Origin of the sequence: Saccharothrix variisporea (assembly GCF_003634995.1) — a bacterium.
Classification (GTDB): domain Bacteria; phylum Actinomycetota; class Actinomycetes; order Mycobacteriales; family Pseudonocardiaceae; genus Actinosynnema; species Actinosynnema variisporeum.
Genome location: NZ_RBXR01000001.1, coordinates 3,386,929 through 3,400,928 on the forward strand (window position 1 = coordinate 3,386,929; position 14,000 = coordinate 3,400,928).

Consider the following 14,000-nt stretch of genomic DNA (forward strand, 5'->3'; position numbering starts at 1 on the left):
CAACGCGTCAGGCCGCCACGGCCTCCCGCGACCGCAGCGGTGAGAAGAGCACCCACAGCACGGCCAGCGCCTGGCCGGCCATCGCCAGCCACAGCGTCGGCACGATCCCGATCTGCCCGCCCAGCACACCGCCGACCAGGCCGCCCAGCGGCATCGACCCCCACACCACGAACCGGATGGACGCGTTCATCCGCCCCAGCAGGTGGTCCGGGCAGATCGCCTGCCGGTAGCTGACCTGGGCGATGTTGTAGACGATCGCCCCGTACGCCACGGCCAGGTCGCCGACGAACACGAACACCAGCCGCCAGTCCGCGCCGGCCAGCGGGATCAGCAGCCCGAACGGCTGGGTCACCAGCATGACCAGCCAGATCACCCGCAACTGCCCGAACCGCTTGTTCCACCGGTTGGCCGTCAGCGCCCCCAGCACGCCACCCATCCCCGCCGAGGTCAGGGTCAGGCCGACCACGCCGTCGGACAGGTCCAGCACGCGGACCAGGAACAGCACGATGACGGCCATCCCCATGCCGCCGAAGAAGTTCGCCGTCCCGGTCGTGCCGACGATCGCGCGCAGCGACCGGTTGCCGAACACGAACCGCAGCCCCTCCTTGATCTCGGCGACCAGGTTCGGCTTCTCCGCGCGCTGGGGTTCGGGTTCGTGCGTCCGGATGCGCAGCAGGAACAACGCCGAGGCCAGGTAGCCCAGGCCGGTGCCCAGCACGCCGTTGGCCGCCCCGACCCCTTGGGCGACACCGCCGGCGATGGCCGGCCCGGACACCTCCGCCACGGACTGGCTCGCGGTGAGCTTGGAGTTGCCCTCGACCAGCTGGTCCCGGCCGACCAGGACCGGCAGGTAGGACTGGTAGGCGATGTCGAACATGACCGTCGCCGTGCCCACCAGCAGGGCGACCACGATCAGGTGAACCAGGGTCAACACGCCCAGCCACCACGCCACCGGCACGGTCAGCAGCAGGCCGAAGCGCACGAAGTCGGCGGTCAGCATGATCGGGCGCCGGCGCATCCGGTCCACCCACACGCCCGCGGGCAGGCCGATGAGCAGGAACGCGGCGGTGTTGGCCGCCGTCAACAGCCCCATCTGGAACGGCGTCGCCGCGAGGGTGCCCGCGGCGAGCAGGGGCAGGACGACACGCCCGACGGACGCGCCGACGTAGCTGATGGTGTCGCCTGCCCAGAGCAGGCGGAAGTCGCGGTGAGACCACAGGGACACGATGAGCAGTCTCGTGCGAGTGATTGGAAAGTGTCAATCACTTATGCTGGCCCCGTGCAGAGACGCCCCGCCACCGAGGCGGAAGCCGCCGCCCTCGCCTCCGCCGTGCGGTTGCGCATCATCCGGCTGACCTACGACCGGGCGATGACCAACAAGGAGATCGCCGAACGCCTCGGCCGCGACCCCGCCACGACCCTGCACCACGTGCGCAAACTCGTCGCCACGGGCTTCCTCGAACCCCAGCCGGCGCGCATCGGCAACCGCGGCGCGCGCGAGATCCCCTACCTGTCCACCGGCCTGTCCTGGCGGCTGTCCGGCGTCGACCCGCACGGCAAGGGCGAGGCCATGCTCCAGGCGTTCCTGGCCGAGGTCGCCGAGCTGGGCTACGACCAGATCGACCAGACGCGCCTGATCAGGAAGGTGGACCCGGCGGAACTAAAACGCCGTCTCCGCACGTTGTTGGATGAGCTGGCCGCTGAACCGGACGACCCGGAAGGGGAGCGTGTGGCGATCTACCTGGCGGTGTACCCAGGCGATTAACCACTCGGCGCCGGCGGCGGGACATGCGACGATGAAGGGCAAATGACGGAAAACACGCACAACAGCAACGACTGGCTCGACCACGACGCCGAGCTGTCCACCGGCGAGCTGGCTCTCGCCGACCGCGCGGCGCTCCGCCGCGTCGCCGGGTTGTCCACCGAGCTCGAGGACATCACAGAGGTCGAGTACCGACAGCTCCGCCTGGAGCGCGTCGTGCTGGTCGGCGTGTGGACCGAGGGCACGGCGGCCGACTCGGAAGCCTCACTGGCCGAACTGGCGCTGCTCGCCGAGACGGCGGGCTCGGAGGTCCTCGAAGGCCTCGTCCAGCGCCGCGACCGACCCGACCCGGCCACCTACATCGGCTCCGGCAAGGTCGCCGAACTGCGCGACGTCGTGATCGCGACCGGCGCGGACACGGTGATCTGCGACGGCGAGCTGTCCCCCGGCCAGCTGCGACAGCTGGAGGAGAAGCTCAAGGTCAAGGTCATCGACCGCACGGCGCTGATCCTCGACATCTTCGCCCAGCACGCCTCGACCAAGGAGGGCAAGGCCCAGGTCGAGATGGCGCAGCTGCAGTACCTGCTGCCGCGCCTGCGCGGGTGGGGCGAGTCGCTGTCCCGGCAGGCCGGTGGTCGCGCCGGCGGCGGCAACGGCGGTGTGGGTCTGCGCGGTCCCGGTGAGACCAAGCTCGAGACCGACCGGCGGCGCATCCGGGCCCGGATCGCCAAGCTGCGGCGCGAGATCGCGGCCATGAGCGTCATCCGCGAGACCAAGCGCGGGGCGCGCGTGGCCAACGCGGTGCCGAACGTGGCCATCGCCGGGTACACCAACGCGGGCAAGTCCAGCCTGCTCAACGCCCTGACCGGGGCGGGCGTGCTGGTGCAGGACGCCCTGTTCGCGACGCTGGACCCGACCACCCGGCGCACCCAGACGCCGGAGGGCCTGCCGTACACGCTGACCGACACGGTCGGCTTCGTCCGGCACCTGCCGCACCAGCTGGTGGAGGCGTTCCGGTCCACGCTGGAGGAGGTCGCCGACGCGGACCTGCTGGTCCACGTGGTCGACGGGTCCGACGGCATGCCGGAGAAGCAGGTCACGGCCGTGCGCGAGGTGATCTCGGAGATCAGCGAGCGGCACGACTCCATGCCGCACGAGCTGCTGGTGGTCAACAAGATCGACGCGGTGGGCGACCTGGGCCTGGCGCGGCTGCGGCACCTGTTCCCGACCGCGGTGTTCGTCTCGGCGCACACCGGCGAGGGCATCGGGGAGCTGCGCGAGCGCATCGCGTCGCTCATCCCGCGGCCCGAGGTCGTCGTGGACGCCCTGGTGCCGTACGCGCGCGGCGAGATCGTGGCCCGCGTGCACCGCGAGGGCGAGGTGCTCAAGGAGCGGCACACCGAGGAGGGCACCGAGCTGAGCGCTCGCGTCCGCCCCGACCTGGCCGGCGTCCTGGAGCAGTTCGCCGTGAACGGAAGTCGCGCCTGACCCCGTTGCGCGCGGCACTGTTGGCACTGGTCTTGGTGACGGCCGGTTCCGCTCCCGCCTGGGCTGCGGACCCGGCCGTCACCGACGTCTGCACCATCACCGACCGGTCCCTGGAGGAGCTCTCCGGCCTGGCCTCGTCGGGCGACGAGTGGTTCGCGGTCAACGACAGCGACAACGGCCAGGTGGAAGTCCAGGTCCTGGACCGTTCCTGCACGGTCACCCGGACCATCACGGCCCCCGCGAACCCGTACGACGTCGAGGACCTGGCCCTGGCCGGCGACGGCACGCTGTGGCTCGCCGACACCGGCGACAACGGCAAGACCCGCGACACGATCGCCCTGCACACGATCTCCCCGACCGGCGAGTCCGCCCTGTACCGCCTCACCTACCCGGACGGCCGCCACGACGCCGAGGCCCTCCTGCTGGACCGGGCCGGCGTCCCCCACGTCGTGACGAAGGAACCCATCGGCTCAGCCCTGGTCTACCGCCCGGTGGGCCCGCTGAACCCCGGCGCCCCCACGCCGCTGGAACAGGTCGGCCGCGTCTCCCTGCGCACCACCGACACCCCCGGCGGCCCGCTGGAGAGCACCGTCGTGACCCGCCTGGTGACCGGCGGCGCGATGTCCCACGACGGCCGCGTGGCCGCGCTGCGCACGTACACCGACGCGTACCTGTTCCCCGTGCCAGACGGCGACCTGGCCAAGGCACTCCAGTCCGACCCGGTCCGCGTACCGCTGCCGAACGAGCCCCAGGGCGAGGCGATCGCGTTCGACCCGGACGGCACCCTGCTGTCGGCGTCGGAGTTCGCGACCGCCGCCACGACGTCCACCGTCCGCGCGGTCGCGGGAGCCGCCACCCTGGCCGCCCCACCCGCCCCGACGACCACTCCCCCACCGACCAACGGCGACGACCGCGGCGGCGACGGCAAGTCCGGCGACGGCAAGTCCGGCGACCAGGCCGCTTCCGGGCAGGGCTCCGACGACGGCGGACCACCCCTGTGGCCGGTCATCGCGGGTGCCGCCGTGGTCCTGGGCCTGGTGTGGCTGGGCGTCCGCCGTTCCCGCCGCCGACCCTGACGCTCCGCCGGCTTCGACGCCCCCGCGGCACGTCCCGGACCCGGCACGCCGGACCTCGCCCCGCAGTCCCGGCCCTCCCCGCCGCGCGTTCCTCCCCATCACGGGACGCGCGACGGGCCGACCGGTTCCGAATCCTGCATGTCACTCGATCGGGTACGAGTGGCAGAGGCGGTTCAGAGGCGGCGCAGGACGGCTGTCACCTTGCCCAGGATGGTCGCCTCGTCGCCCAGGATCGGCTCGTAGGCCGGGTTGTGCGGCATCAGCCACACGTGCCCGTCCTTGCGCTTGAACGTCTTCACGGTCGCCTCGCCGTCGATCATGGCCGCCACCACGTCGCCGTTGTCGGCGGTCGGCTGCTGGCGCACCACGACCCAGTCGCCGTCCGTGATGGCGGCGTCCACCATCGAGTCGCCGACGACCTTCAGCAGGAACACCTCGCCCTCGCCGACCAGGTCGCGGGGCAGCGGGAACACGTCCTCGATCGCCTCCTCCGCCAGGATCGGGCCACCGGCGGCGATCCGGCCCAGCATGGGCACGTAGGCGGGGGTCGGCTTGGACGCCGGGTCCAGGCCCGTCACGATCTCCGTCGGCAGCACGCCGACCGCGCGCGGGCGGTTCGGGTCGCGGCGCAGGAAGCCCTTGCGCTCCAGCGCGCGCAGCTGGTGGGCGACCGAGGAGGTGGACGTGAGGCCGACCGCCTCACCGATCTCCCGCACGCTGGGCGGGTAGCCGAACCGGTCCAGCCAGTCCCGGATCACGTCGAGCACCTTGCGCTGGCGCAGGGTCAACCCCGCGTTGCCCGCGATGTCCGCTGGTTCGGGGACGGAGGGCACATCGGCGATGCGCAGGTCGTCATCGGTCTTGCGGGCCACAGTGCTTCCCTCCTCACCGGTCCCGATCACCCAGGCCGGCTGTACGTCGATCTTCAAGTTGTGAAGGTAGTCGCACTCGATGTCCAGATCAAACACCTGTTCGAAGTAAGTGTCGGCGTGTCCTTCCCGTTCCGCCGGTCGAAGTGGTAGACATTCGCACGGACGTTCGATCGAACAGGAGTTCGATCAAGATCGTTTGACCTGCGACGGGAGGACGTCATGGCGGTGGTGGTGGGTACGCGGAGCGGGTTCGAGCTCGTCGACGGCGCCGTCGCGGAGGACGTGCGGAGGGGCGAACCGCTCCGGCCCGGCCCGCGCGTCCTGCGCAGCTTCCAGACCGACAAGACCGAACGGTTCCCCGGGACCGGCAAGGGCGACACCCGCCGCCCGACCACACCGCGCCCCCGGCCGCTCGCCGTGCACACCGCGCCCGAGCCCGCCGCGTGCGCGGTCCGCGAGGAGCGCCACCCGGCGGTCCAGTTCGCCCGCTACGCCGCCGTCGCCGTGGTCGCGGCGGTCGCGCTGAGCCTGCTGTACCTGTTCGCCTCCGGCGCCGGCTCGGTGCCCGAACGCACCAGCGTGGTGCACGTCCAGGTGGGTGAGACGCTCTGGGACATCGCCGAGCGCACCGCCCCGGACAGCGACCCCGAGGCCGTCGTGATCCGCATCAAGGAGCTCAACGAGCTCGCCGACTCGTCGGTCAAGCCCGGCCAGGCCCTCGTCGTCCCGGACGGCCGCACCGACGGCTGACTCCGCCAACGGCTGACCCCATCGACGGCTGCCCCGACCGACGCGCCACACCGCCACACCGCGCCCCACCCTCGCGCCGCACCGCCGCACGCCCAAGCCGCCCGCACCGCCGCGCCGACAGGCGACCCCTCCTCCTCCCGTCCGCCTCCGGGCCGGCACCCTGTGCGGGTGCCGGCCCGGTGTCGTGCCCGGCCGCCGACGTCTCCCCGTGATCGCCGAGTCGCGGTCCGTCGCGCGTCGAGGTTCACCCCAACAGGACACGCCCGACACGCCGTGTTCAGCTTGCGCCATCTAGGCGACGGGCATAGGTTGACCCCTACATCTAGTGGTTACACCGTTGTAGTTAGTCCACAGGTTGTGGGTTTCCCCATCACGTGGGCTGACGCGATGGGTGCTGCGCCGGGGAGGGGTGAGCCAGTCGTGCGCTGTCCGTTCTGCCGCAACTCGGACTCCCGCGTGGTCGACTCGCGCGAGGTGGACGAGGGTCAGGTGATCCGCCGCCGACGCTCCTGCTCCAGCTGCGGCCGCCGCTTCACCACCGTCGAGGAGGCGGTGCTGGCGGTGGTCAAGCGCTCCGGGGTCACCGAGCCGTTCAGCCGGGACAAGGTGGTCACCGGCGTGCGGCGCGCGTGCCAGGGCCGGCCCGTCGACGAGGACGCGCTGTCGCTGCTCGCCCACCGCGTCGAGGAGTCCATCCGCTCCACCGGGTGCGCCGAGATCCCGAGCCACGAGGTGGGGCTCGCGATCCTCGGCCCGCTGCGCGAACTGGACGAGGTCGCCTACCTCCGCTTCGCCAGCGTGTACCGCTCCTTCTCCTCCGTCGAGGACTTCGAGAAGGAGATCGCGGACCTGCGCAACGCGCAGAAGTCCGAATAACCACCACAAGACTTCCCGCGACCGATTCGGACGGGAGCCCGGACGTGGTCGCCCCCAGGCATTCGAGTGACGGAAGAAAGAGGAACGGGGAATGACGGAGACCGTTGGTGGCTCCAGCAAGAAGACGGCCACCCAGAACGGCGCGGGGGAGAAGCAGCGCCTCAAGGTGGAGCGCGTCTACACCACCGAGGGCGTGCACCCGTACGACGAGGTGACCTGGGAGCGCCGCGACGTCGTCATGACGAACTGGCGCGACGGCTCGATCAACTTCGAGCAGCGCGGTGTGGAGTTCCCCGACTTCTGGTCGGTCAACGCGACCAACATCGTCACCAGCAAGTACTTCCGCGGCGCGGTGGGCACGCCGCAGCGCGAGCACAGCCTGCGCCAGCTCATCGACCGCGTGGTGAAGACCTACGTCGAGGCGGGCGTCAAGCACGGCTACTTCGCCGCCGGCAAGGACGCGGAGATCTTCGAGCACGAGCTGACCTGGATGCTGCTGCACCAGGTGTTCAGCTTCAACTCGCCGGTGTGGTTCAACGTGGGCACCAGCTCGCCGCAGCAGGTCAGCGCGTGCTTCATCCTCGCCGTGGACGACACGATGGAGTCGATCCTCAACTGGTACCGCGAGGAAGGCCTGATCTTCAAGGGCGGCTCGGGCGCGGGCCTGAACCTGTCCCGCATCCGGTCCTCGAAGGAGCTGCTGTCCTCCGGCGGCACCGCGTCCGGCCCGGTGTCGTTCATGCGCGGCGCGGACGCGTCGGCGGGCACCATCAAGTCCGGTGGCGCGACCCGTCGGGCGGCGAAGATGGTCGTGCTCGACGTGGACCACCCGGACGTCGAGGAGTTCATCGAGACCAAGGCGCGCGAAGAGGACAAGGTCCGCGCGCTGCGCGACGCCGGGTTCGACATGGACCTGGGCGGCAAGGACATCGTGTCCGTGCAGTACCAGAACGCGAACAACTCGATCCGCGTGTCGGACGAGTTCATGCACGCCTACGAGAACGGCGGCCAGTTCGGCCTGCGCGCCCGCCTGACCGGCGAGGTCATCGAGACCGTCGACGCCAAGCAGCTGTTCCGCAAGCTGGCGCAGGCGGCGTGGGAGTGCGCCGACCCGGGCATCCAGTACGACGGCACCATCAACGACTGGCACACCACGCCGGAGTCGGGCCGGATCACCGCGTCCAACCCGTGCTCGGAGTACATGCACCTGGACAACTCCAGCTGCAACCTGGCGTCGTTGAACCTGATGAAGTTCCTCAAGGACGACGGCCTGTTCGACGCGGAGCTGTTCGCCAAGTCGGTCGAGTTCGTGATCACCGCGATGGAGATCTCCATCAGCTTCGCGGACTTCCCGACCGAGCCGATCGCGGACACCACCCGCAAGTTCCGCCAGCTGGGCATCGGCTACGCGAACCTGGGCGCGCTGCTCATGGCGACCGGTCACGCGTACGACTCCGAGGGCGGCCGGGCGCTCGCCGCGTCCATCACCTCGCTGATGCAGGCCGTGGCGTACAAGCGGTCCGCCGAGCTGGCCGGGATCGTCGGCCCGTACGAGGGTTACGCCCGCAACGCCGAGGCGCACCAGCGCGTGATCCGCAAGCACGCGGCGGCCAACGACCTCATCCGCACCTACCACGCCAACGACGCCCAGGTGCAGAAGCTGGCGACGCGGGTGTGGCAGGAGGGCCAGATCGTCGGCGCGAAGAACGGCTGGCGCAACGCGCAGGCGTCGGTGCTGGCCCCGACCGGCACCATCGGCCTGATGATGGACTGCGACACGACCGGCATCGAGCCGGATCTGGCGCTGGTGAAGTTCAAGAAGCTGGTCGGCGGCGGCTCGATGCAGATCGTCAACCAGACCGTGCCGCGCGCGCTGAAGGCGTTGGGGTACCAGGAAGAGCAGATCGAGGCGATCGTCGAGTACATCGGCGAGCACGGCCACGTCGTGGACGCGCCGGGCCTGCGCCAGGAGCACTACGAGGTGTTCGACTGCGCGATGGGCGAGCGTTCCATCGCGCCGATGGGCCACGTGCGGATGATGGCCGCGGTGCAGCCGTTCATCTCGGGCGCGATCTCCAAGACGGTGAACATGCCGGAGTCGGCGACCGTCGAGGACGTCGAGGAGATCTACTACCAGGGCTGGAAGCTGGGCCTGAAGGCGCTCGCGATCTACCGCGACAACTGCAAGGTCGGCCAGCCGCTGTCGGCGGGCAAGTCCGCGAAGTCCTCCGCGGACACCAAGACGCCGGAGACGGTCGTGGAGTACCGCCCGGTGCGCAAGCGGCTGCCGAAGAAGCGCCCGTCGCAGACGGTGTCGTTCACCGTGGGTGGCGCCGAGGGCTACCTGCACGCCGGCTCGTACCCGGACGACGGCCTGGGCGAGATCTTCGTCAAGCTGGGCAAGCAGGGTTCGACGCTGGCGGGCGTGATGGACGCGTTCTCCATGTCCATCTCGGTCGGTCTGCAGTACGGCATCCCGCTGGAGTTCTACGTCTCGAAGTTCCAGAACCTGCGCTTCGAGCCGGCGGGCATGACCGACGACCCGGACGTGCGCATCGCGACCAGCGTGCTGGACTACCTGTTCCGCCGCCTGGCCCTGGACTACCTGCCGTTCGAGAAGCGCGCCCAGCTCGGCATCTTCACCGCCGACGAGCGCACCGCCCAGGTGTCGCAGGACTACGGCAGCGGCTCGGACGTGGACCTGGAGGGCCTGCGCACGTCGGTCGACGCCTCCCCCGCCCCGGCGGTCGAGGAGAAGAAGAAGTCGACCGCGGACGTGAAGGTCGGCAGCTCCACGGAACTGCTCGAACTGCACCTCGGCACGACCGCCGACGCGCCGCTGTGCATGACCTGCGGCACGAAGATGCGCCCGGCCGGCTCCTGCTACCTGTGCGAGGGCTGCGGCTCGACGTCGGGTTGCAGCTGACGTAGCGGTTCCGAAGCGGGGAGTCTGCGTTCGCGCGGGCTCCCCGCTTTTTCCGTTGCCCCGGCCAGTGCCCACTTGGTGGAGTTCGGCGGTGTTCGACGTGAAGTGGGAACGGCCACTGCACCAAGCCCCCGGGACGGTCCGGCCGGCGATCGCTCCCGGCCGGGTGGTCGTGCACGAGCGGGGCACCCGGTTGGTGTGCCTCGACGCCGTGGACGGGTCGGTGCGGTGGGACGTGCCGATCGGGACGTGGCCGCGCGCGATCGTGATCGCGGGCGCGCGGTGCCTGGTGTTGCCGCAGCTCCCCCGGGAGTTGGTGTGCCTGGACCTGGACACCGGGCGGCGCGAGTGGACCGTCGAGCTGGACGGCTTCGTCGGGCACCTGGTCGTCGCGGGTGGTGTCGTGCTGGCCGGCGGGTGGCGCGGGTACCGGCCGGTGCGGTTGTACGACGTCGAGAGTGGACGGCTGCTGGCCACGGCGGACGTGCACACCGTGCGGCCCGCGGTGGTGGACGGCGGGTTCCTGACCGGCACACCCGGTGGCACCGAGGTGCGGTTGCTGGACGGGCGTGACCTCTCGGCGGTGGCCGCGTGGACACTGCCGGAGCCCCTGGCCGACCCGGACCACCGACGCGCGTTCACGCCGGTCGGGGGCCGGTTCCTGGTGCGGTGCGGACGGCGTGGGTTCGCGGAGGTGGGCCGGCCGGAGGTGGTCGCCCACGCCGATCACGACCTGACCTCGGACGCGCCGCACGTCGTCGGAGGCCGGGTGTGGCTGCGCGAACGGCTCGGCTACACGACCGTGGCGGACGGCCGGGTCGGGTGGCGGTTCGCCGAGGTCGGCCAGACGCTGGTCGGCCGGGTGCAGCCGGCGGGCGAGGGCTTCCTGGTCCCCGGCGGGGCCGGAACCCTGTTCCACCTGGACCGCGACGGGCAGGTGCGGGAACGCGTCCAGGTCGGGCGGCGGATCTCCGCCGTGCGGGAACACGGGCCGGACGGGTTGCTGGTTCTCACGAAGGGCACCCTGCTCGCCCTCGGTTCTCGGCTAGGTTGAAGCCGGGGTTGAGGAGGGGGAAGTCGTGAAGGCGAGCGGCAGCCTGTTCGGGTTGGCTTACGGGGACGCGTTGGGGGCGGCGACGGAGTTCCTGTCCGTGGCCGAGATCGAGCAGCGGTTCGGGCCGGGCGGTCCGTCCGACCTGGAAGGGCAACCCGCCAAGGTCACCGACGACACGCAGATGACGTTGGCGGTGGCGCGGGCCTTGGCGGACGTGGTGCCGTGGCCGGAGCCGGTCGAGGCGGCGTTGCGGCAGCACTTCGTGGACTGGTGGCAGGACCCCGAGAACAACCGCGCGCCCGGCCTGACCTGCCTGGAAGCGTGCGAGCGGCTGGCGACCGGGTTGGCGTGGACGGAGGCGAGCCGCCGCCGGTCGAAGGGGTGCGGCGCCAACATGCGGGTCGCGCCGGTCGGGCTGGTGCACGGGTGGGAGGACCGGACGCGGGCCGTCGTCGCCCAGTTCCAGTCCGCGCTCACCCACGGCCACCCGACGGCGCTGGCGGCGTCCGAGCTGACCGCGTTCGCCGTGCACTGGCTGCGGTCGGGGATGCACCCGCGCGACCTGCCCACCGCCCTGCGCACCCGGGCCCACGAGCAGCGCACCACCTACCACGGCGACTGGCTGGCAGACCTGTGGACCGGCCCCGCCGCGACCACACCGGAGGACTTCATCGCCCGCGGCTGGGACGAGTGCCTGCGCGTCCTGGACAACCTCGACACCGCCCTGGCCCACCCCGACCCGGCCGAGGACCCGTGCCGAGCCACGGGCGAGGGCTGGGTGGCCGAGGAAGCCCTGGGCACGGCCCTGCACTGCTTCCTGCTGTTCCCCGACGACCCGGTCCGCGTCCTGCGCCGCGCTGCCACCACGTCCGGCGACTCCGACTCGATCGCCTGCCTGGCCGGGGCGTTCGCGGGCGCGTACCACGGCTTCGAGGCGTGGCCGGAGGACTGGTCGCACCGCATCGAGTACGGCACCGAACTCGCCCACTTCGGCCGGCTCTGGGACTAGGGTCGGGGTCGACATGACCCGACTCGACCGCGCTCTTCTCTCCCTGGACGGACTCTCCGTAGGCGACGCCCTCGGCGCGCAGTTCTTCACCACCACCCCGGCCGCGACCACACCGTGGCCGTGGACCGACGACACCCAACTCGCGTGCCTGCTGGTCGCCGAGCTGCGCGACCACGGCGAGGTCGACCAGGACCGGCTGGCGGCGTCGTTCGCCGAGCACCACGACCCGTACCGGGGCTACGGTCCGGGCGCGGTGGTCGTGCTGCGGCGCATCCGGGACGGCGTGCCGTGGCAGGTCGCCGCGCGGGAGTCGTTCGGCGGCGAGGGTTCCTGCGGCAACGGCGCGGCGATGCGGGTCGCGCCGCTGGGCGCGTACTTCGCCGACGACCTGGACGCCGTTGTGGCGCAAGCGATCCGGTCCGCCGAGGTGACCCACCCGCACCCGGAGGGCGTGGCGGGGGCCGTGGCCGTCGCGGTCGCGGCTGCGGTGGACCGGGCGTCGCTGTTCGACGCCGTGCTCGACCACCTCGACGACGGCGAGGTGCGACGCGGTGTCAGCCGGGCCCGCACCCTCACCGGTCCGGTCGCCTACGCGGCCCACGAACTCGGCAACGGCGCCCGCACCACCGCCCAGGACACCGTGCCGTTCACGCTGTGGGTGGCGGCCGACCACCACGACTTCCGCGACGCGTTCTTCGCGTGCGTCGAGGCCGGCGGCGACGTGGACACGACGGCGGCGATCGTCGGCGGCATCCTCGGCACCCCGCCGCCGGACTGGCTGGCGTCCCGCGAGCCGCTGCCGGCCGACCTGCGCACGAGCCGCGATGCTCGCGACTTCCTCCCCGGAACCTCCACCTGATCTCCACAACCGTCCGGCACGGTGGAGGCGTGAACGGATTCCAGGAGTGGGTGCGGGACTTCGAGGACGAGGCGCAGCGGCGGCGGGAGGTCGGGGACCCGGACTTCGCGCGTGGTGCGGTGATGGCACCGGCGGTGGTGGCCAGTGTGCAGCGGTTCCAGGTCGGGGAGGCCGGGGACGGGGCCAACCTGATCCGCAAGGCGACCGCCGCCGGGGACGACGTCTACACGAAGGCCGTGCGGATGTTCGTCGCCGAAGAGCAGAACCACGCCCGGATGCTGGCGTTGCTGCTGCGGTCCGCCGGTGCGAAGACCCTCGACGGGCACTGGAGTGACGCCGTGTTCGTCCGGCTGCGGCGGGCGTTGGGGCTGCGGCTGGAGCTGATGGTGCTGATGATCGCGGAAGTCGTGGCGCTGGCTTACTACCGGACGCTGCGCGACGGCTCCCGCGACCCCCTGGTCTCCGAGGTCGCCGGCCGCATCCTCGCCGACGAACGCCGCCACGTCCCGTTCCACTGCCTGCGCCTGCGCGGCGAGGTCCCCCGCCCGGTGCACGCGGTCTGGTGGTTCCTGCTGCTCGGCGCGTTGGCCGCGGTGTGCTGGGACCACGGCCCCGCGTTGCGCCACCTGGGGGCGACGCGCCGCGGGTTCGCCGTGGAGGTCGCCCGGGAGTTCAAGGCCGCGCTCGCGACGACCCGCGCTCAGTCGTCGTTGCCGTTGCGCACCAGCAACTCGCTGCCGTAGTCGAGCAGGTCGTCCCAGAACGGGATCGGCCGTTCGTGGGTGTGCGTCACCGGGCCTTGCCCGCCGAAGAAGTGCAGCAGGTTCGCCCCGTACGGGATGATGTCGGTCTGGTACATCGACAGCACGGGGTAACCGAACGTGCCACGCCCACCCGGTAGGCATCGGTGGCCGGTGACGGGGATCATGCGGGGCACCGCGGCCAGGAGGGTCCGGGCCAGTTCCACGGCGTCGTCTTCGGCGTCCGGGCGCTCGCCCCACGGCTTGTACCAGAACCCGTTCTCCACCACGTCGAACAGCACGCCCTCGACCGGCCACTCCACCTGGTCGCGCAGCGCCTCGGGGTCACCGTCGCGCCAGTCCGGGAAGCCGCCGCCGGTCGGCAGCAGTTCGGCGAGGAAGGTGCGGTGGTCGTCGGCGAACTCGAAGCCGAAGCGGTCCTCCACCGCCGCGATCTCGGCGTCGGTCAGCCCCGGCTCGATGGCCACGCCGTTGCGCACGCGCGGGTTGATCAGGTTCTGCCGCAGGTGTTCGGCGACCGCCGACCCCAGTGCCGCGCCGTTCTCGAAGTCCACGGCACCAGGGTCG

13 protein-coding genes are annotated in these 14,000 nt (G+C 71.4%); 10 read left to right on the forward strand and 3 right to left on the reverse strand.

The features are described 5' to 3' along the window. Positions 1 to 7: 7 nt before the first annotated feature. Positions 8 to 1,225 carry an MFS transporter gene (locus tag DFJ66_RS14910; RefSeq protein ID WP_121221791.1) on the reverse strand — a complete coding sequence of 406 codons (1,218 nt, stop codon included), beginning with the start codon at positions 1,223 to 1,225 and terminating at the stop codon, positions 8 to 10. A 54-nt stretch (positions 1,226 to 1,279) separates the two neighbouring features. Here DFJ66_RS14910 and DFJ66_RS14915 point away from each other — a divergent pair, with 54 nt between their 5' ends. The 3 genes from DFJ66_RS14915 to DFJ66_RS14925 are packed head-to-tail and all read left to right on the forward strand — an operon-like array spanning position 1,280 to position 4,326. Further along, positions 1,280 to 1,765, forward strand: coding sequence for an ArsR/SmtB family transcription factor (locus tag DFJ66_RS14915; protein WP_121221793.1), 486 nt, complete (start codon positions 1,280 to 1,282; stop codon positions 1,763 to 1,765). Between the two features lie 42 nt (positions 1,766 to 1,807). Beyond that, the gene (gene hflX, locus DFJ66_RS14920) at positions 1,808 to 3,250 is read left to right on the forward strand and encodes a GTPase HflX (RefSeq protein WP_121221795.1); all 1,443 of its coding nucleotides are present in this window, start codon (positions 1,808 to 1,810) and stop codon (positions 3,248 to 3,250) included. Between the two features lie 35 nt (positions 3,251 to 3,285). Further along, entirely contained in the window at positions 3,286 to 4,326 is a 1,041-nt protein-coding gene (locus DFJ66_RS14925; RefSeq protein WP_246029762.1) for a hypothetical protein, read from the forward strand. A 173-nt stretch (positions 4,327 to 4,499) separates the two neighbouring features. Here the strand turns inward: DFJ66_RS14925 and lexA are convergent, their stop codons facing one another. Next, positions 4,500 to 5,198, reverse strand: a complete 699-nt coding sequence (gene lexA / locus DFJ66_RS14930) for a transcriptional repressor LexA (protein ID WP_121231187.1) — start codon at positions 5,196 to 5,198, stop codon at positions 4,500 to 4,502. A 219-nt stretch (positions 5,199 to 5,417) separates the two neighbouring features. On the opposite strand from lexA, the gene DFJ66_RS14935 reads away from it, so the two are divergent. The 7 genes from DFJ66_RS14935 to DFJ66_RS14965 all read left to right on the forward strand — a co-directional run bounded on the left by DFJ66_RS14935 (position 5,418) and on the right by DFJ66_RS14965 (position 13,415). Further along, positions 5,418 to 5,948 carry a LysM peptidoglycan-binding domain-containing protein gene (locus tag DFJ66_RS14935; RefSeq protein WP_121221799.1) on the forward strand — a complete coding sequence of 177 codons (531 nt, stop codon included), beginning with the start codon at positions 5,418 to 5,420 and terminating at the stop codon, positions 5,946 to 5,948. 420 nt (positions 5,949 to 6,368) lie between these two features. Continuing rightward, the gene (nrdR, locus tag DFJ66_RS14940) at positions 6,369 to 6,824 is read left to right on the forward strand and encodes a transcriptional regulator NrdR (protein WP_121221801.1); all 456 of its coding nucleotides are present in this window, start codon (positions 6,369 to 6,371) and stop codon (positions 6,822 to 6,824) included. A 91-nt stretch (positions 6,825 to 6,915) separates the two neighbouring features. Continuing rightward, positions 6,916 to 9,750 carry a vitamin B12-dependent ribonucleotide reductase gene (locus DFJ66_RS14945; protein ID WP_121221803.1) on the forward strand — a complete coding sequence of 945 codons (2,835 nt, stop codon included), beginning with the start codon at positions 6,916 to 6,918 and terminating at the stop codon, positions 9,748 to 9,750. Positions 9,751 to 9,841: 91 nt separating this feature from the next. Beyond that, positions 9,842 to 10,804, forward strand: a complete 963-nt coding sequence (locus DFJ66_RS14950) for an outer membrane protein assembly factor BamB family protein (RefSeq protein ID WP_170199409.1) — start codon at positions 9,842 to 9,844, stop codon at positions 10,802 to 10,804. A gap of 25 nt (positions 10,805 to 10,829) precedes the next feature. Beyond that, positions 10,830 to 11,813 carry an ADP-ribosylglycohydrolase family protein gene (locus DFJ66_RS14955; RefSeq protein ID WP_211351174.1) on the forward strand — a complete coding sequence of 328 codons (984 nt, stop codon included), beginning with the start codon at positions 10,830 to 10,832 and terminating at the stop codon, positions 11,811 to 11,813. A gap of 13 nt (positions 11,814 to 11,826) precedes the next feature. After that, positions 11,827 to 12,672 (forward strand): ADP-ribosylglycohydrolase family protein, encoded by an 846-nt coding sequence (locus tag DFJ66_RS14960; RefSeq protein ID WP_121221807.1) that lies wholly within the window; start codon positions 11,827 to 11,829, stop codon positions 12,670 to 12,672. Positions 12,673 to 12,701: 29 nt separating this feature from the next. Beyond that, a complete protein-coding gene (locus DFJ66_RS14965) occupies positions 12,702 to 13,415 on the forward strand; it encodes a ferritin-like domain-containing protein (RefSeq protein WP_121221809.1) in 714 nt (237 codons plus the stop codon). Here the strand turns inward: DFJ66_RS14965 and DFJ66_RS14970 are convergent. Continuing rightward, on the reverse strand, positions 13,373 to 13,987 hold the full coding sequence (locus DFJ66_RS14970) for an SMI1/KNR4 family protein (RefSeq protein ID WP_121221811.1): 615 nt from the start codon (positions 13,985 to 13,987) through the stop codon (positions 13,373 to 13,375). The genes DFJ66_RS14965 and DFJ66_RS14970 overlap by 43 nt on opposite strands. Positions 13,988 to 14,000: the final 13 nt, after the last annotated feature.